We start from the raw sequence: 16233 nt of genomic DNA, 5'->3' as shown, positions 1-16233 counted from the left end.
CACGGCATCAGGACGCGCCGCCAGGATCCGCTCCAACTCGGCAGCATCGAGACCACGCAGCCACGAGGCCAGTGCCGATCCACTCTTCTTCCCGATGGGACACCTCACCGCGTAGAAGGACGCCAACACCCTGCCGAAGCCGTCCGGAAACACCAGGATGGCGTACCACCGGAAGGCGGTAACGCCGAAGGCCCGGACCGCAGTTGCGGTCCGGGCCTTCGATCAGGCGGAAGGGTACGGGATTCGAACTCGCGAGGGGTAGCCCCGAACGCGCTTTCCAATCCTCCTCGGCGCTGTCCACCGGGGTTCACGGCTGTCCCGACCTGCAGCGGAGCGAAGCGTCGGACGGTGCTTGAATCCGGCTGGACCAGGGTGAACGAAGCCAGGAACGAGACCGCGGGCCCCGTGTCTCACTTGCCGTAGTGGTAGCGACAGGCGATGACGCACAAAGTGTCGGCCTGCTCGTCCAGGACGTAGATCAAACGGTGCTCCTGGTCGATTCTGCGCGACCAGGCATCGGCGAGTTCGTGCCGCAGGGGTTCGGGCTTGCCGATGCCCTCGTTGCCGTTTCGACGGATGTCGTCGATCAACAGGTTGACGCGCTTGAGGAGCCGGCGGTCGTCCGCCTGCCAGGACAGGTAGTCGGCCCAGCCATGCTCGGTGAACCGGACTTTCACGCGCTCTGCTCGGCGAGGTCCTCGGGGTCGATCAGTTCGCGGGTCGCCGCACGGCCTTCCCGGTACTCCTGCAGGGAACGGCGAAGGTGTTCGGCGTTGGCCGGGGACCGCAGCAGGTAATCGGTCTCACGGAGCGAGGCGTACTCGGCCAGCGAGACGACGACCAGCGGCTCGTGGCCGGCACGTGTGATGACGAGCTCTTCGGCGTCACTCTCGACGGCGTCCAGCGCGGCGGCAAGGTTGCCGCGGAGCTCGGTGGCACTCATCGTCTTCATGACGTACAGAATAACGTACATCCAATGGGCGGGCCAGGGGGCCGCTGTTGCGGCCGAGAAGCCGGAAGCGGTGGTGCTCGACGGCCGCACTGCCAGAGGTAGGCAAACGCCGAAGGCCCGGACCGCAGTTGCGGTCCGGGCCTTCGATCAGGCGGAGGATACGAGATTCGAACTCGTGAGGGGTTGCCCCCAACACGCTTTCCAATTCTCCTCAGCACTGTCCGCCGGAGTTCACGTCCGTCCTGACCTGCGGCGGAGCACATGATCGGGCGGCGGCTGAACCTGCCCGGACGGGGCTGGATGAGACCAGAACTGAGACCACGTCGCCTGGTGCCCACAGCCGGACCGATCCGCCCTGTTGGCGATCAGCTGTCCGTGTCCTTGGGATGCCGGGGTGAGGCGTAGACGAGGTGGACGGTCCGGCCCGGCTCGTCGACGAGGTAGCGCACGCGCCCGCCGGCGGTCACCTCGTACTCCCACTGCGGTAGTTCGTCCCCGCCGAGAACGCGCGTCGAAAGGCGGCCGCGTAGCCGGTGCTGCCGATCGGGGTCACTCGCGGACAGGGGGTCGGTGCGGAGGGCTTCGAAGCAGCGTCGGGTGTTCCCCGGCGCTTCCGCGCAGAGGCCGCCCCATCCTTTGGCGGCCTCGCTGGTGGCGAACCGCAGTCGCCACTCGTCACCGACTGGTGGCGGCGGGACGTCGTCCCCGCGCTTGGGACTCATGGAGCGAGTACCTCGCCGTGGTCCTCGCCCGAGAGCGGTCCGGTGAGCTGGGCGCTCAGTTCGGGGTCCGCCAGGATCCTCGCGGTTGCCCGCCACTCGACGATCACCCGGTGCAGGTTGGCGTGGACGTCCAGCTCCGCCACGTCGCGGGTGGCGTTCACGAGGTCGACGACGAACTCGCGTACCTCCTCGGCCGACAGGTGTCGGGTCCAGGGGAAGACCTCGGGGAGGGCGAGGAGGACCGCGCGCGCACCCTCGTCGCTGGTGATCAGGGCCGCGAACAGTCGCGCGGTGACATCGGCGGTCTCCTCGCGCTGGCGGTCGTGACGTTCGGTGGTGAGGTACAGGTCCTCACCGTCACGCCGGGTGACGTGGACGCGCTGCGCCTGCTCGACGGTGTCCGCGACGCGCTTCGAGTTCTTCGACAGGTCGGAGAACGACACGGTGAGAGTGGACATGCGGCCACGCTACTTCGGAATACGTTCCGAAGTCAATGCGTAAATGTACCTGGTCACGTACAGACTTCCGCGTCGCCGGCCTGGAGCATGGGGCGGGCGTTCGGGAGGCTGATGTGTGGCGATCTGCAGCTGAGTGGGGCGGTGCCGTGCTGGGCGCCATGGCGTTCGCTGCGGCACTGCTTCGATCGGTGCTGACGGTCCTGCGGCTGACTGCCGACGTGGTGCGCTCCTGGCGAGATCTGCGGCGCGCCATGTCGAGCGGCTGCCCTGGGGAACGCCGAAGGCCCGGACCGCAGTTGCGGTCCGGGCCTTCGATCAGGCGGAGGATACGAGATTCGAACTCGTGAGGGGTTGCCCCCCAACACGCTTTCCAATTCTCACGAACGGCATCCGCCGGGGTTCACACCCGTCCTGACCTGCGGCGGTGTGAAGCGCTGGACGGCGGTTGAACCGGGCCGGACGGGGGTGAATGAGACCAGAACTGAGACCACGATCTGGTGCTGTCGGTGCTACTCGTCGACAGAGCCGCGGCCTGGCTGCGGCACCACGAAGAACTCCGTCACGAAGCCGGTGACCGTGCCGTCGACGCTTCGGCCGACCCAGGTGGGGTAGTGGCCGTCGCCCCAACCCGAGGAGAAGGCAACGAGGCTGTGGCCGTTCTCGGGGTCAGTGAGAACGGCCGGGGCGCGCACCATGGAGTTCTCCTCACCGAACAGGGCCGCCTCCAGGAGCTCATAGTCCTCAGCGAGCAGGTCGCCGAGCGGGGCGCCGGCGGTGGCGTCGACGAAACAGCCGGTCCCGGCGTCGACGCCGTAGCCGAAGAACTCCGTGTCGCCGAGGTCATCGAGGGCTTGGCCGTCACTCAGGGCGAGCGTCCACTTCGCGGTCAGTTTGTCGCTCATCTGCAGCCAGGCGGCGGCGACACGTTCATCCACAACCTCGCGGACTTCGCCTCGGGCGATCTCGACGACCGAGAGAACGACCGGGTAGGTGCCCGGATCCACTTCAGCAGTGAAGGGCTCCAGGTCGTCGCCGAGGCCAATGAACGGATCGCAGGCCGCGACCTTGCCCGAGGGCAGGACGAGCGCGGTCTCGGGCAGTGCGGTCACTGTGGCCGTCATGCCTTGGCTGCAGTCGTACGTACTGCCAGCTGTGAACAGGCGCACCACATCAGGGGCAGCAAGCGGCATTGGGGCTCAACCCTCGCGGTAGGGGAACAGATGGCTGGGCGGCCGGTGCCTCAACAGGATTGATCCCTTGAACATCGGCCTGGCTTTGTTGCCCAGACGGTAGCCCGTCGCCCGGACAGGTGGGGCAGTAGGCCGCTTCGTGAGGTCACCTTCACGGCGAGCTGACGCCGAGCGTGCCGGATCCGGCGCTGCAGGTTCAGGGCCACGGAAAACGATGGGCATCCGAGCAGCGGGCGGCCAGGGCGCGTCATGAGATTCGTCGAGCGTCGCCGGTGACAGACCCTCCACCCGAGGGTAGTGTCTACATTATGTCCACATCGGGAGTATGGAGCGCCATCGCTAGCCAGCCTCAGCCTCATGAGCGTCTGGATCACTCCCCCCTAGCTCTCGTGGCCGCCCAGGTGCATTTCGAGGATGTTGGTGACGTTTCCCGCCAGGACGCGCGAGCGCTACAGAACGTGCTCGGACGGCAGGCGTGGCCGGAGATCCAAGGTCAACAACTTCTCGTAGGAGTGATCGGCCCGACCGGCATCGGCCAGCAGCCGCCACGGCTTGCATGGCAGATCGCGCAGCCTGACCGCACCAAGGTGGTCAGTTTGAACCCAGACAGCGTGGCCATGGAGACCGGGTCATACGCTGGCTGGCAAGACTATTCGCAAAACCTGACAAAGCTGATCGCTGCCGTCGCCGACGTGATCGCACCCACCCAGGTGCGCCGTGTAGGACTCCGGTACGTCAACCAGATCACCTTGCCCGACGGGCACGAGACCTGGGATGGCTTGATCCCGGACCACGTTCTCGGGCTTGCAGCAAAGGACAGCCCCGTTGCGCAGGCCATCTGGGCCACGGAGCAGCGGGTCGCACTTAAGGTCGACGACGAGATCCAATGCATCTTCCGTCATGGCCTCTTCTCTGACACCGAAGGCAGTAAGAAGTACCTTCTCGACTATGACATCTACCGTGAATCTCAGCGCGGGTTCGATGTGACAGAGATCAGTCAGACCGCCAATGCGCTTCATGAGCGAGTGTGGTTGCTCTTCCGCGCCACCGTGACGGAAGATCTCTTCAAGTACTTCTCGTAGGGGGCAGTTCCTTGCAGACAGTCCCGGTCTATGAGACTTCGGTTGCTCGCGACGTCGTCCAAGACCTTTTCCCGCGCCGACACACGCACTTCGGCGCATACCGTGTGCCCTGCGCGCTTGAGATGCTCCGAGTAGCGCGCGCAACCTTCGCAGAGCCCGTAAAGGCGATGCCATGGGTAGACACGGGAGTCGAGAGACCGACTGCATGGCCTTTGGTCGAAGAGACGTCGCTGGTTCACACGGGATCGAGGCACAGCGGGCAACGTCTGGATGCTTCCCCGACTCATCCTGTCGTTGTGCAGGAGCCCCCGCCAAGTCTCGCTTACGTGTGTGGAGAAGAGCTCAGTCGATGGCTCTCCGTCAGCATTGTGGAGCTGACAGATGCCCTCGGCCTGTCTCGGGCAACCTACTACTCCTGGAAGAACCGCAACTCGCCACGGCATGGCACCACGCGCCAGCTCTACAAGGTCCACGCGTTGGTCCGCCTGATGGTCGACGCTTTGAGCGAGCGGGGCGCTCAGGGATGGCTGAACATCGGCACGCCGACGTGGCGCGAGCGCATCCTCGCAGCGGCCGATGACCGTTCAGCGCTTGATGAGCTGCTGGACGAAGTCCGCCGCACCTTTAGCCCAGTCACGCCTCAGGCAGTTGACCGGACGCCGGCCGTGCAGGTCGGCGGAGCGAGTGCACCCGTGCCAGATGCAACGCCCGAAGGCTGGTGACAACGACGTCTAGCGAAGAGCCCGTCCACGTGCCTGATCCGCTGGGGGCGACCTCTTGGGAGGATAGTTACAAGGCCTCTTTCAACAGGTTCCGCCAAGGACATATCTTGGAGGAGATCCCTCTCCTCTATATGGGTGCACCGACGTCCCTCTGGCGTGGACCAAGTCGAACACTCGGTGTCTTCGAAGGCGCGTTGGAAGCCCGCACGGAGGATGCCGCAATCCTTCGAAGGGGCATGATCACCACCCAGGGCTGCGACATCTGCAAGGAGAAGCACCCTTGGATCGGTGTGGTGCCCGTGTATGACGCGTCGGTGCACTTTGACTCGTCACGGATCGGCAATGTGGCCAATGGCAAGGTGGAATACCTTCTTCCGCTGACTCCCCCGTGGCGTTCAGAAGGAGAGAAGTGGGTTGCCGACCTACGAGTCGAGATTCCAGTCGAAAAATCGATTCTCTTGCACCGGGAACCCCTTCCGTCGTATCAAGACGAGAAGGACTACGGAAATGTCGCGCGACGTCTCGCATTCCTGCGCCAACGTCCCGATGTAGCAGAGGCTTGTCTGGATCATGTTGCCAAGCCTCTGTTTGCCTTCTTGCGCGAGAAGGTCCAGGAGGATCCCGAGTTCGCCGAAGTGCTTGATCATGTTCGCATCTTTCAAGACAGCCCGATGCAACCCACGCAAGCCCAGGTGATTTTGGTATTGCGCCACGCGAAGGATCGGGACGAGTGGGCTGGCGTCTGGGACGAGGCCAACGAAGTCGTGTACGAGTCGGGTGCGCAGGTCGGGCTGATAGTGATCCCGATTAAGGCCGCCACCATGTTCGAGCTGACAGCCGCGGAATACGTGAGCAGTCACGAGGTGACGGACAGCGAGAGCTCATAGAGCGTGACCTACAAGGGTGGGCAGCTGCACCTCTACGATCGGGAAGCGTCGGCGTGGTGATCATGAGAGTGCAGGCGACCTGCTGACATCGCTGACCGTGAGCGCTCAGCGCGAGCTGTACTGGCGCTCACTGCCGGTAGGACCACGCTTGGCCTGTTTGCCGGTACTGCTCGGCAGGGATGGGCTCGACGCCAGCGGCCATGCGTGCGGTGTAGAGCAGGCCGTCGAGGTGATCGACTTCGTGATGGATCAGGCGGGCGAGTCCGCGTTCGTAGGTGGTGGTGGCCACCTGGCCGTCCAGGGTGGTGGCCTCCACGGTGATCCGCAGCGGCCGGGGTACCAAGCCGCGAACGTCGAAGAACGACAGGCAGCCCTCGAAGTGCTCGTCCGCCTCGACGGAGCGGTCAATGATCCGGGGATCGCCGGAGCCTCCGGAGAAGCGGGCTGGACGATGGCGGCGGCCCGGCCGATCCCGATCTGCGGTGCCGCGATGCCCATGTCCCTGGCAAAGGGGTGGATCTGCCGATGCGCTCCAGCGCGGTGAACAGCTTCTCGATGACCTGCTCGGCGGCCTCGCGCTCGGTGGGCAGGTCGAAGGGGTGAGCGGGCATGGCGAGGATGGGCGTGCCCTCCTGGATGACGCCGAGGGACTGCATCTGCTGGCTGGGCCGGACATCGGTCACCTGACCTCCTTGGATTGCTGCGGGTCGTTGGCGATGGCGGTCCAGGCGCCGACCAACGTCGGTTCGGGCCGGAGGTTGATCCCGGTCGCGATCTCGACCTGGGCCGAGAGCTCGGTGAGGGCCTGGGCGAAGCCCGTCGCGGTCGCTCCGTCGTGGGTGGTAAGGGTGAGGGTGCGGCGTTCCGAGCAGCGGATGCCGTCCGCGATCTTGTAGCCGGGGCGGTAGCCGATGTGCTCCAGTAGCCAGCCGGCGCTGGCCCGCAGCTGCCCGTCGCTGTCGGTGTGGACCGGACAGCCAGCAGCCGACCAGCGGGCGGCCTGGGCGGCGGAGACCAGCGGATTGAGGAAGACCGATCCGGCCTGGCGGGCGTCGGGACCGTGGGGGTCGAGGAGGAGTCCACGGTGGTGACGGTTGGCGAGGACGGCGGCAGCCACCTCGGCGACGGGCGGTCGGGCACCGACGTGGACGCCGAGTTCGTCGGCAAGCGGCTGGTAGGTGATCGGGGCAGCCGTTGAGCGGGTGAGGTGGAACGTCGTGGTGAGGATGGTCCAGCGGCCGGGGTCGTTCTTGAATCGGCTGTCGCGGTGGCGAAGGCGGCATGCCTGGGCGGGCAGGGTCCGCAGTCGGCCCATGTCCCAGTCCCAGGCGGCGAGGTGGTCGAGGGTGTCGGAGATCTGCTGGCCGTAGGCGCCGGCGTTCTGTACGGGGGCGGCGCCGACAGTGCCAGGTATGCCGGCCAGGCACTCGATTCCGGTGAGGTGTTCGGCTGCGGCCCACTGAACGAGGTCGGCGAGCGGGTGGCCGGCCTGGACGGTCGCGGCCACCGTGTCGTCGGCCACCCGCTTCACGGTGATGCCTCGGGTGTTCATCACGGCGACGGTGCCCTCGTGGCCGGTGTCAGAGGCGATGACGTTGCTGCCGTGGCCGAGGGTGAGGGGTGCGTCCTCCTGCCGGTCGCCGATCGTCCGGACCAGTTCGAACCAGTCGTCGGGGTCGGCGACCTGCAGGACGTTGCTGGCGGGGCCACCGAGCCGCAGGGTGGTGAGGGACGCGAGCGTGGTGCTGGGCACGGGTGGCCCTCCTAGGGTTCGTCGGTGATGGCCTTGAGGGCGAGGGCCCGCAGCGGGGCGAGGCGGGTGCGGTTGTCCTGGTGGTGGTAGACGGCGTTGGTGCAGATGGCCAGGTAGCGGCCGGTGGCCGGGTCGAGGTAGAGGCTGGTTCCGGTGAAGCCGTGGTGGTAGGCGATCCGGCCCTCGTCGGCGAGGATCCAGGCCAGGCCACGGTCGAGGCCCGGCTCGATCTCGGCCTGCGGCTGCATGCTGTGGACGAGCCAGCGGCCCAGGGGCCCATCGGTGGAGTGCGAGGTCAGCAGGTGGGTGGCGAAGGTGGCGAGGTCGGCCGGGGTGGTGAACACCCCGGCGTGGCCGGCGACGCCGCCGAGCAGGGCGGCGTTGTCGTCGTGCGGCATCCCCCACAGTCGGGGCCCGCCGGTCAACCGCTGCTCGGTAGGGGCCACGCGGGCAGAGCGGGCGACCGGCCCATAGGTGGTGGCGGTCATGCCGAGGCGCTGCCAGAGCTCGGCCGCCAGCTCGTCCAGGCGCTGGCAGCGGTAGTGGGCCAGGGCCAGTCCGAGGAGGATGAAACCGCGGTTGATGTAGCGGTGACCCGCTCCGGGGTCGGCGATCAGCGGCTCTCCGCAGATCAGGTCAGCCAACGGCTCGGCGCGATGCCGGTACTGGTCGAGGCGGGTGTCGGCCCGCAGGCCGGAGGTGTGGGCCAGGACCTGGCGCACCGTCACCCGGCCTCCGGGTGCCTCGGTCGGGATGCCGGTCAGCAATTCGCGGATCGGGGTGTCCAGGGTGAAGCGATCCATGAGGGAGGTACCGACCAGCGGCCAGGTGGCCAGGACCTTGGTCAGCGAGGCCACGTCGTACACCGTGTCCGGCCCCGGCCGGGCGTCGCCGCACTCGGGAGCGACGATGCCGGAGGCCAGGTAGTCGGGCGGGGTGTCGAAGGTGCCGTGGGCGATGACGCCGCCGGGTACGGTGCCGTCTGTGGTCATCAGGTCCAGGCACTCGCGCAGGTCGGCGAGCGCGTTCGGGGTCCACGGCACGGTGTTGGTCACGGCTACTCCTGATCGATCGTCAAGTCGGCTCCGAGCGCGGCCAACTTCGGCAGCAGGCTGCCGTATCCGCGCCGCAGGTGGTACATCCCTCGGATCGTAGAGGTGCCCTCGGCGGCCAGGGCGGCGATCACGAGAGCGGTCACCGCCCGGATGTCCTCCCCGGCCACGCCGGTGCCCGTGAGTGCGGACCGGCCCCGGACGGTGATCACCGAGCCGGTCGCGTTGACGGCGGCGCCGAACGCGGCCAGGGCCGACAGGTGGGTGTCGCGCTGGGTGTAGATCCGCTCGTCGATGCGGGAGGCGCCCTCGGCCTGGGTGAGGAAGGCGGTCAGCTGCGGCTGCACATCGGTCGGGAAGCCCGGGTGAGGGCCGGTGGCCATCTGGACCGGCCGCGGCCCGGCCGGGGTGCTGACGGCCGTTCCGCCGTCCAGCGGGTCGAGCTGGATTCCGGCGTCGGCGAACACCGACACGAGCCCGTCCGGGAACGCGGCCGACGGGAAACGGTCCAGGTGGACGCCGCCGCCGGTGATGGCGGCGGCCAGCGCGAGGGTGGCGGCCTCCAGCCGGTCCGGCGGAACGGTGAACACCCCGCCCCGGATGCGGTCGGTGCCAGTGACGTTCAGGGCCGTCCTGCCCCGCCACTCGATGCCGACGCCGGCCTGCGAGAGCAGGGCGGCGGTGTGGGTGACCTCGGGCTCCACACTGGGGTTGAGGATCGCGGAGGTGCCCGGGGTACGGGCGGCCAGCAGCATCGCGGTGACCGTCGCACCCAGGCTCGGCCCCCACGAGCGGGTCTCGGCGTCGGTGATGAACGGCAGCCGCTTGCCGGTGAAGCGGGCCCGCACCCGGCCCCGGCTCACCTCGACCTCGGCCCCGGCGGCTTCCATCGCGGCCAGGTGCCGGTCGATGTAGCGGGCGCAGAAGGCGTCCCCGCCAGGGGTGGGGAAGGTGACCTTGCCGACGCGGGTCAGCAGAGCTCCGCCCATCACTGCGGTGGTGCGGATGCGCCGTCCGAGGTCGTCCGGGATGACCGGGAAGTAGGAGTCGGCCGGACGGGTGGCGAACTCGTCCCCGGTCACCGTCACACGGGTGCCGGTGTGGTGCAGGATGTCTGCGACCACCCCCGTGTCCAGGATCTCCGGAGCGCCGATCAGGGTCAGCGGGTCGTCGGCGAGGATCGTGGCGGCGTACAGGTGGAGGGCGGTGTTCTTGCTGCCCTGCACGGTGGCAGTGCCGACCAGGCGCTGACCGCCGGTGATCCGCACGGCCCGCTCGTCGAGCACGGTGGTGTCGGTGGTGGGCACGGTCACCTTCCTTGGCTTCCGGCGGGGAAGAAGCCACCGACCTGGGTCTTCGGATAGAGCAGGGTGTGCGCGCCGATCAGAGTGGCGGGCTGGAGCACGGTGCCGGCGGGAACGATCACGCCGTCGCCGATCACCGCGCCGAACTTCGTCTGTCCGGTGGCGATCCGGTGGCCGTCGAGGCGCGCGCAGACCTCCTCGGTGGCCGGTTCGGTGACCGGCCCGGAGGTGACCCGCAGGCCCGTGGTGGAGACGAACGCGCCGATGTTGACGCCGAGGCCGAGCACGGAGTCCCCGACGAAGCTGGTGTGCTTCATGAAGACGCCGCCTGCCAGCAGGGAACGGGTGACTTCGGCGCCGAAGCCGATCCGGCAGCCGGGGCCGATGACCGTGTTGTCCCGGACCCGGGCGCCGGCCTCGACCACCGCGCCGGAACAGACCAGTACCGGGCCGGTGACGAACGCGCCTTCCGCGATGACGGCTCCCGCCGCCACGATCACCCGGCCGCGGACGACGGCGCCGGGCTCGATGACTCCGACGGGCTCGGGCAGAGCGATGTCCAGTTGCTCGGTCAGCAGGTCGGAGACGGCCTTCTTGAGACCGAAGACGGTCGGGCAGCAGCTCAACAGTTGCAGGATCACGGGATCGGTGACCTGCTCGGTGTCGATGTAGTACTCGGGGGTGGTGCGGTAGTCGACGCGCGCCAGCGAGGCGTTGATCGTGGGCGCTTCGGGCAGCCGGTGCATGGCTGGTTCTCCTCTCGGACGGGCGAGTGGAAGAGGGCGCGGGGTCGTCGCGACGACCCGTGGGACCTATGAGACGGGCAGGTCGGGGGCGGTCGCGACCACCGGGGAACCGGCCTCGGCCTGGTGGTGCGCCGAGAGGCCGAGCAGGACGATGACGGGCAGGTGCAGAGCGGTCCAAGAAGCCGTCAGGAAGGCACTGAGCCGGTCACGGCCGGGCGGAGCGGCGTGCCGGGGACCGACAACGGGCAGGGGAGTGCTGTGCGTTGGCATGGGAAGGCCTCTGGCAGCATGAGCGGGGGTGGACGTTCCCCAGTGAACTGCTCGGCTGAAGACCGGATCCGTAGCCGGATTACGGGTCGTAGTCCGGTTACGGGTCAGATGATCTGCACACCTGCGCGGGCGGCGAAGTCCCGGACACCCGGCAGCTTGCGGTCGTGCCGCAGCAACCCGGAGGCGAGGTCGCGAACGGCGCCGCGGCGGACCTCCTGCGGGGCGGCCTCCTCGGCGGCCATCAGGGCCTTGAAGCACTGCTCGGGCTTGCCCCACTGGTCGAACGCGCGGGCCACGTCGATGAAGAACCGGGCCTGCCGTTCGGCAGTCGGCAGCGAGGTGGGATCGATCGTGCGGGCCAACTCGATCGCACGGCCGGCGTCACCGAGCTCGTAGTGCACCGACAACTCGTGCAGGGCGACGCCCTGTGCACCCTCGACCAGTCCGGAGATCCGGCCCGAGGCAGCGGCACTGTCTACGGCTTCCCGGATCAGGGCGTGCGCGTAGGAGCGGTCTCCGCTCTTCGCGGCGGTGTAGGCGGCAGTGGCGTAGAGGTCGCCGCGGGTGGCGAGGCGGGAAACCTCCGGTACGGAGGTGTCGGCGAGGAGTTCCTCGGCCGCGACCACCACGATGTCGGTCGCCCGCGCCAGGCTGCCCTGGCGCCGCCAAGCGCTGGACACCATGCGCTGTGCCTCGGCGACGACCAGCGGATCTCCTCCAGCTCGGGCGGAGGTCAGCGCCCGGTCGGCGGTGATGGCCACCAGGTTGTTGTCGCCGGCCTTGATGCACAGTCGGACGGCGACGTTGTAGAGCTGGGCCACGTTGCGGCCGCGTTCTTCGGACGTGCCGAGCAACTGCGCAGCCGCGATCCGACCAGGCAGGGCTTCGGCGAGGACGTCGTACCGAGCCGCCTTGAACTCCCGGCGGGACGCCACCAGGGAGGCTGCCACGGTTGCCGAGGTGGGCTCGCGGCGGGGGGACGGTACCCGGTCCGTCCCGTACAGGAGAAGGTCCTCCAGCCCGCCCAGCGACGTCGTCGCCTCGGCGTGCGCGGCCGGTTCTCCAACGGCCGGAGCGAACAGGGCGGCAGCCGCCAGGGCCATGAACGGGCGGCGACGCACATCGTCCTCCTCGGCAGCGGAAGTGCTCGTCAGCGTAGCCGAGGTGGGCTTCCGCGGGCGTGATCTCGGTCGGTCAGCAGCCGGTTGCGGCAAGGCGATCAGCTCGGCAAGGCCGACCTCCAGGACGTCGGCGAAGCGCTGGAGGAGTGTCAGGTCCTTGACCTGCTGCATGTCCCGCTCGACCAGGGACATCCAGTCCTCACTGCGACCGACCTCGGCAGCCAGTCGCAGCTGGGTCCACCCCAGCGTCGACCGCCTGAGCGAGATGAACGCCCCGAACGTCCTGCCGTTGTCCCCCACCGCAGACCCCCGCGGATCGTGTTCGACCAGCTACAGACCGCTACCGTATCGAGCTTCGTGGGAGCGGGCACCAGAAAAGTGAGCACATCCGTCGTTCGGCAGCCAGATGCGACGTCGTCGGGAGCCCAGGAGCGGTTGCTCGAAGGCCGGGTTCATCCGTCCCCGAGGCCGATAGGCTCTTCTCTTGCTTGTTGCCCCGCTCTGGAGGAGCTGGCGTGACACGGCGAACTGCCGAAGACCGTGCGGGGATTGCTGCTGCGATCGTGGTCCGAGAAGGCCGCCTCCTGATGGTCCGGCGGCGGATCAGCGAAGGCCAGCTCTCGTGGCAGTTTCCGGCGGGCGAGATCGAGTTCGGCGAATCGCCCGAGCAGGCGGCCGTCCGTGAGACCGCGGAAGAGACCGGGCTCGGAGTGGTGGCGGTCAGGCTCCTCGGCGAGCGCGTCCACCCGAAGACCGGCCGGCTGATGTCCTACACGGCCTGCGAGGTTGTCAGCGGTATCGCCGAGGTGGTGGACACCGAGGAGTTGGACGCGCTCGCCTGGGTGGCCCTTGCCGAGATCCCCGAGTACGTGCCGTACGGACTCTTCGATCCGGTGCAGGAGTACCTGAACATCACGCTCCCTTCATGACCACGCTGAACCGAAGGGCGCCTGATTCGTGGATCCGGTCCATCTGTCCGGCTCGCGCTTGGCACTTCGGGAAGTCGAATCCGATGACCAGAGTGCGCTGTTGGCCATCTACGGAGATCCCGAGGCCACCCGGCCCCTCAGCTTCGAACCCCGCACCGTCGAGCAGGTCCAGACGATCATCGACCGCTCCATCGCCTCCGCGGCCGAAACACCGAGAACCGAGTACTGCCTCGCCATCACCCACCCCGGCGACCAACGGCTCATCGGCTACGCGTGGTTGGCGACCGAGCCGCAGCAGGCGGCCACGATCGGGTTCGCCCTCCACCCGGCCGAGCGGGAGAGGGGCGTGGAGACCGTCCACCTGCTCTGCGCGCTCGGCTTCGACATCCTCGGCCTGCACCGCATCTGGGCCGCCCGCTCGCCCCTCAACGAGGCATCCGCCCGCACTCTCCTGCGGGCGGGCATGACCGAGGACGGTCGGATCCGCGACCACGTCTTCGTCCGCGGCGCCTGGCGCGACTCGATCACCCACTCGATCCTTGAGCGCGCGTGGGAGCCGCCCGATGGGCTGGGGGGCGTTGCCAACGAGCGCTGAGATTGGAGCTCGGAAAAAAGAAACAGGTCGAGACTGTGAACGCCGAAGGCCCGGACCGCTGTGCGGTCCGGGCCTTCGGTCAGGCGGAGGATACGAGATTCGAACTCGTGAGTGGTTGCCCCCAACACGCTTTCCAATTCTCCTGAACCCCGTCCACCGACGTTCAGGGCCATCCTGACCTGCGGCGGAGTGATTCGTCGGGCAGAGGCTGAACCCGGTTGGATCGAGGTGAATGAGACCAGAGCCGAGATCACGGCGGTGCAGCACGGCAGACGATGAAGTGACTGCCGCCTGGATCCGCCGCCGCAGGGTCACCATCGCGCGCATGGCGGTAATCGCATGTTCTGTGTCGGCGCAGTTCGGCGTCCCCCGTGGCGTCGGGTGGAACGGCGTAGCTGAGGCGGCGGGGTGCCTCGATCCGAGCGGAACGGGAAGTCGATCTGTTGCCCGCGGTTCTACTTGCGGCCCGGAGTCCACTTCATGCCGAGCCGGTACGCCCGGGAAATCACGTCCTGGATCCCCGGGCCGTCCTTCGGGGTGAACCACCTGACCTCGCGTCCGACGACGAGTTCGCCCTTCTGCCGCTTGATCAGGGCGATCGCGCACGCGTGCGCTTGCGGTGGGCACTCGTCGAGGCGCACCTCGAAGCGGTCACCGCGGTCGGAGGTGAGGGTCACCACCGCGTCGAGGCCGCGGAAGTCCCCGGATCCCTCGTAGATGTAGACGAAGAGGAGGAGTTTCGAGAACTCGGCCTGGTGATCCAGGTTGATCACGAGGTTCTCGCCGGTAGCCCGCGCACCGGTCCGGTCGTCCGCGTCGAGCGCGACGTACGGGAAGCGGTCCACCGAGCCGAACGAGTTGCCCAGTGCCTGGACGACGGTCTTGCGGCCGTTACTGAACCTGATCATGCATCCGAGGTCGAGGTCCACGTCCTTGACCGCCGAGGCCTGCAACGAGGCCCGCATCTTCCGGAAGATGCCGCGTACCTCTCCGGCCTTCTGCTGAGCGGCGGCCTGGGCCGACGTCCAGTTCAGGTTGACCCGGATGAGACCTGACGTCACGCCGTGCTTGTCCAGGGAGACGGTGGGGGACGCCTTCGTCAGGACGACTGGGGTGGGGACCATATGGACGGCACGCTCCTGGACGGTGGATCGAGGTGAAGCAGGTGTAGCCGACATCGAAGCCTCGGCCCGAGTCCTCGGGACGGGTGTTCGCTGATCCGTGACTGCTTCGACACTGGATCGCTGTCCATGGAACCGGCGGAGTGCGGTGCCGCGACCGGGAAGGGCCGGAGGGTCAGACCTTCAGCACCACGACGTGGTCCGGCAACAGTCTCTCTAGGTCCTCCGGATCGGAGGTGAAGACCGTCACCTGGCCCCGCTGCCGCAGCGCCACCACCGCGAGCACGGCGTCGATCGCGTACTTGTGCCCGTGCAGGCCGGCGTCCGCCAACAACCGACGGGCCTGTCGTGCCTCGTCCTTGCCCAGTTCCGCGACGTTCACCCGGGACAGCACCCAGTCCCAGCGCTGCTCCGTGGTGCGCGCGTCGTACGCCTCGACCAAGGTCATCGGCGAGGTGACGATCTCCGCCTCGCCGCGGGCGGCGAGGTCGAGGCGGGCGATCATCATCCGATCACCGCGGACCGCCAGCGACAGTGCCTCGCTGTCCAGCACGAAGACGCGCAGCCGCCGGACCTCCTCGGCGCGCTTCTTCACGCAGCCGCCCCGCTGCTCTTGCCTCGGGCCGCCCGGCGCCGGTCGTGCTCCGCGTCGAGGTCGTCCAACTCCGCGTAGGCGGCAGCCCGTTCGTCACTGCGGGCCGGCCCGTGCTCTTCCTCCAACCAGACGACCAGTTCCTGCAGACGGTCACGGTCGCGCTTGGCCCGGAGGGCGTCGGCGACGTAGGCGGAGAGGCCGCGCTCGGCACTGTCCGCGCGGATCTCGTCCAGCAGTTCCTCGGGAAGGGTGACGGTGACCTTCTTGGATGCCATACAAGCCACCATACTCGCCATACAGCAGGGGGGTCTGGCTTCTCGGGAAACGCCGAAGGCCCGGACCGCTGAGCGGTCCGGGCCTTCGATCAGGCGGAGGATACGAGATTCGAACTCGTGAGGGGTTGCCCCCAACACGCTTTCCAAGCGTGCGCCCTAGGCCTCTAGGCGAATCCTCCGTGGGAGAGCTTAGTACATGGAGAGGGGTGGTTGCGACCACGGTCTCGCAGGTGGGGGTGGGGGTGGCCTGGGGATCGGAGATCGGGGGGTGTTCGGGGGTGGGTGGGGGGAGTGGGGGCCGGGATCCGCTACTCTTGGGGCAGCCCCTCGTGTGGCGTCATCTCTCTGAACCCCCCCAGGGCCGGAAGGCAGCAAGGGTAGGAGGGCTCTGGCGGGTGCGCGAGGGGTCCTTGCGTTTGCGGGGTGTTGGTGGGTGGGCGGCCACGTTTGTCGGCCGGT

At 67.9% G+C, this 16233-nt stretch carries 21 protein-coding genes, 1 tRNA gene and 1 other RNA gene; 6 read left to right on the top strand and 17 right to left on the bottom strand.

Annotated features, from left to right (window positions below):
* Positions 1-410 precede the first annotated feature (410 nt).
* The 5 genes from OU787_RS14930 to OU787_RS14910 all read right to left on the bottom strand — a co-directional run bounded on the left by OU787_RS14930 (position 411) and on the right by OU787_RS14910 (position 3241).
* Positions 411-677 (bottom strand): Txe/YoeB family addiction module toxin, encoded by a 267-nt coding sequence (locus OU787_RS14930; protein WP_268659618.1) that lies wholly within the window; start codon positions 675-677, stop codon positions 411-413.
* Positions 674-952 carry a type II toxin-antitoxin system Phd/YefM family antitoxin gene (locus tag OU787_RS14925; protein ID WP_014136782.1) on the bottom strand — a complete coding sequence of 93 codons (279 nt, stop codon included), beginning with the start codon at positions 950-952 and terminating at the stop codon, positions 674-676. The genes OU787_RS14930 and OU787_RS14925 overlap by 4 nt, the downstream gene beginning before the upstream one ends.
* A gap of 365 nt (positions 953-1317) precedes the next feature.
* Positions 1318-1674: a hypothetical protein gene (locus OU787_RS14920; RefSeq protein WP_268659617.1), complete on the bottom strand. Its 357-nt coding sequence runs from the start codon at positions 1672-1674 to the stop codon at positions 1318-1320.
* On the bottom strand, positions 1671-2132 hold the full coding sequence (locus tag OU787_RS14915) for a prevent-host-death family protein (RefSeq protein WP_268659616.1): 462 nt from the start codon (positions 2130-2132) through the stop codon (positions 1671-1673). The genes OU787_RS14920 and OU787_RS14915 overlap by 4 nt, the downstream gene beginning before the upstream one ends.
* 509 nt (positions 2133-2641) lie before the next feature.
* Complete coding sequence (locus OU787_RS14910) at positions 2642-3241, bottom strand: DUF4241 domain-containing protein (protein WP_268659615.1); 600 nt, start codon at positions 3239-3241, stop codon at positions 2642-2644.
* A 389-nt stretch (positions 3242-3630) separates the two neighbouring features.
* Here OU787_RS14910 and OU787_RS14905 point away from each other — a divergent pair, with 389 nt between their 5' ends.
* The 3 genes from OU787_RS14905 (at position 3631) to OU787_RS14895 (ending at position 6013) form a co-directional block, all read left to right on the top strand.
* Positions 3631-4404 (top strand): TIGR04255 family protein, encoded by a 774-nt coding sequence (locus OU787_RS14905; RefSeq protein WP_268659614.1) that lies wholly within the window; start codon positions 3631-3633, stop codon positions 4402-4404.
* A 368-nt stretch (positions 4405-4772) separates the two neighbouring features.
* On the top strand, positions 4773-5126 hold the full coding sequence (locus OU787_RS14900) for a hypothetical protein (protein ID WP_268659613.1): 354 nt from the start codon (positions 4773-4775) through the stop codon (positions 5124-5126).
* Positions 5127-5362: 236 nt separating this feature from the next.
* A complete protein-coding gene (locus OU787_RS14895; RefSeq protein ID WP_268659612.1) occupies positions 5363-6013 on the top strand; it encodes a hypothetical protein in 651 nt (216 codons plus the stop codon).
* 127 nt (positions 6014-6140) lie between these two features.
* Here the strand turns inward: OU787_RS14895 and OU787_RS14890 are convergent, their stop codons facing one another.
* The 8 genes from OU787_RS14890 to OU787_RS14855 all read right to left on the bottom strand — a co-directional run bounded on the left by OU787_RS14890 (position 6141) and on the right by OU787_RS14855 (position 12451).
* On the bottom strand, positions 6141-6380 hold the full coding sequence (locus tag OU787_RS14890) for a peptide deformylase (RefSeq protein WP_268661868.1): 240 nt from the start codon (positions 6378-6380) through the stop codon (positions 6141-6143).
* Positions 6381-6417: 37 nt separating this feature from the next.
* Positions 6418-6696, bottom strand: coding sequence for a hypothetical protein (locus OU787_RS14885; RefSeq protein ID WP_268661980.1), 279 nt, complete (start codon positions 6694-6696; stop codon positions 6418-6420).
* Positions 6693-7766, bottom strand: a complete 1074-nt coding sequence (locus tag OU787_RS14880; protein WP_268659611.1) for a UDP-N-acetylmuramate dehydrogenase — start codon at positions 7764-7766, stop codon at positions 6693-6695. The genes OU787_RS14885 and OU787_RS14880 overlap by 4 nt, the downstream gene beginning before the upstream one ends.
* Before the next feature lie 11 nt (positions 7767-7777).
* Complete coding sequence (locus OU787_RS14875; protein ID WP_268659610.1) at positions 7778-8821, bottom strand: serine hydrolase domain-containing protein; 1044 nt, start codon at positions 8819-8821, stop codon at positions 7778-7780.
* 2 nt (positions 8822-8823) lie between these two features.
* Positions 8824-10125, bottom strand: a complete 1302-nt coding sequence (locus OU787_RS14870) for a UDP-N-acetylglucosamine 1-carboxyvinyltransferase (protein ID WP_268659609.1) — start codon at positions 10123-10125, stop codon at positions 8824-8826.
* A 2-nt stretch (positions 10126-10127) separates the two neighbouring features.
* Entirely contained in the window at positions 10128-10868 is a 741-nt protein-coding gene (locus tag OU787_RS14865) for a hypothetical protein (protein WP_268659608.1), read from the bottom strand.
* Positions 10869-10934: 66 nt separating this feature from the next.
* On the bottom strand, positions 10935-11138 hold the full coding sequence (locus tag OU787_RS14860; protein ID WP_268659607.1) for a hypothetical protein: 204 nt from the start codon (positions 11136-11138) through the stop codon (positions 10935-10937).
* Positions 11139-11242: 104 nt separating this feature from the next.
* Complete coding sequence (locus tag OU787_RS14855; protein WP_268659606.1) at positions 11243-12451, bottom strand: XRE family transcriptional regulator; 1209 nt, start codon at positions 12449-12451, stop codon at positions 11243-11245.
* Positions 12452-12774: 323 nt separating this feature from the next.
* Here OU787_RS14855 and OU787_RS14850 point away from each other — a divergent pair, with 323 nt between their 5' ends.
* Together OU787_RS14850 and OU787_RS14845 are read left to right on the top strand one after the other, a co-directional pair.
* Positions 12775-13188 carry an NUDIX hydrolase gene (locus OU787_RS14850; RefSeq protein WP_268659605.1) on the top strand — a complete coding sequence of 138 codons (414 nt, stop codon included), beginning with the start codon at positions 12775-12777 and terminating at the stop codon, positions 13186-13188.
* Between the two features lie 28 nt (positions 13189-13216).
* On the top strand, positions 13217-13783 hold the full coding sequence (locus OU787_RS14845; protein WP_268659604.1) for a GNAT family N-acetyltransferase: 567 nt from the start codon (positions 13217-13219) through the stop codon (positions 13781-13783).
* Positions 13784-14238: 455 nt separating this feature from the next.
* Here the strand turns inward: OU787_RS14845 and OU787_RS14840 are convergent, their stop codons facing one another.
* The 4 genes from OU787_RS14840 to OU787_RS14825 all read right to left on the bottom strand — a co-directional run bounded on the left by OU787_RS14840 (position 14239) and on the right by OU787_RS14825 (position 15953).
* On the bottom strand, positions 14239-14907 hold the full coding sequence (locus tag OU787_RS14840; protein WP_030464708.1) for a hypothetical protein: 669 nt from the start codon (positions 14905-14907) through the stop codon (positions 14239-14241).
* A 172-nt stretch (positions 14908-15079) separates the two neighbouring features.
* Complete coding sequence (locus OU787_RS14835) at positions 15080-15499, bottom strand: PIN domain-containing protein (RefSeq protein WP_268659603.1); 420 nt, start codon at positions 15497-15499, stop codon at positions 15080-15082.
* Positions 15496-15774, bottom strand: a complete 279-nt coding sequence (locus OU787_RS14830; RefSeq protein ID WP_268659602.1) for a CopG family transcriptional regulator — start codon at positions 15772-15774, stop codon at positions 15496-15498. The genes OU787_RS14835 and OU787_RS14830 overlap by 4 nt, the downstream gene beginning before the upstream one ends.
* A gap of 94 nt (positions 15775-15868) precedes the next feature.
* Positions 15869-15953 (bottom strand) — tRNA-Ser (locus tag OU787_RS14825).
* Positions 15954-16092: 139 nt separating this feature from the next.
* On the opposite strand from OU787_RS14825, the gene ffs reads away from it, so the two are divergent.
* Positions 16093-16189: signal recognition particle sRNA small type (gene ffs, locus OU787_RS14820), an RNA gene on the top strand.
* Positions 16190-16233 lie beyond the last annotated feature (44 nt).

Origin of the sequence: Kitasatospora sp. YST-16 (assembly GCF_026802215.1) — a bacterium.
GTDB classification, from domain to species: Bacteria; Actinomycetota; Actinomycetes; order Streptomycetales; family Streptomycetaceae; genus Kitasatospora; species Kitasatospora cineracea.
The sequence above is the reverse complement of the archived record's forward strand: the minus strand, read 5'-3'. Positions and strand labels throughout refer to the sequence as shown.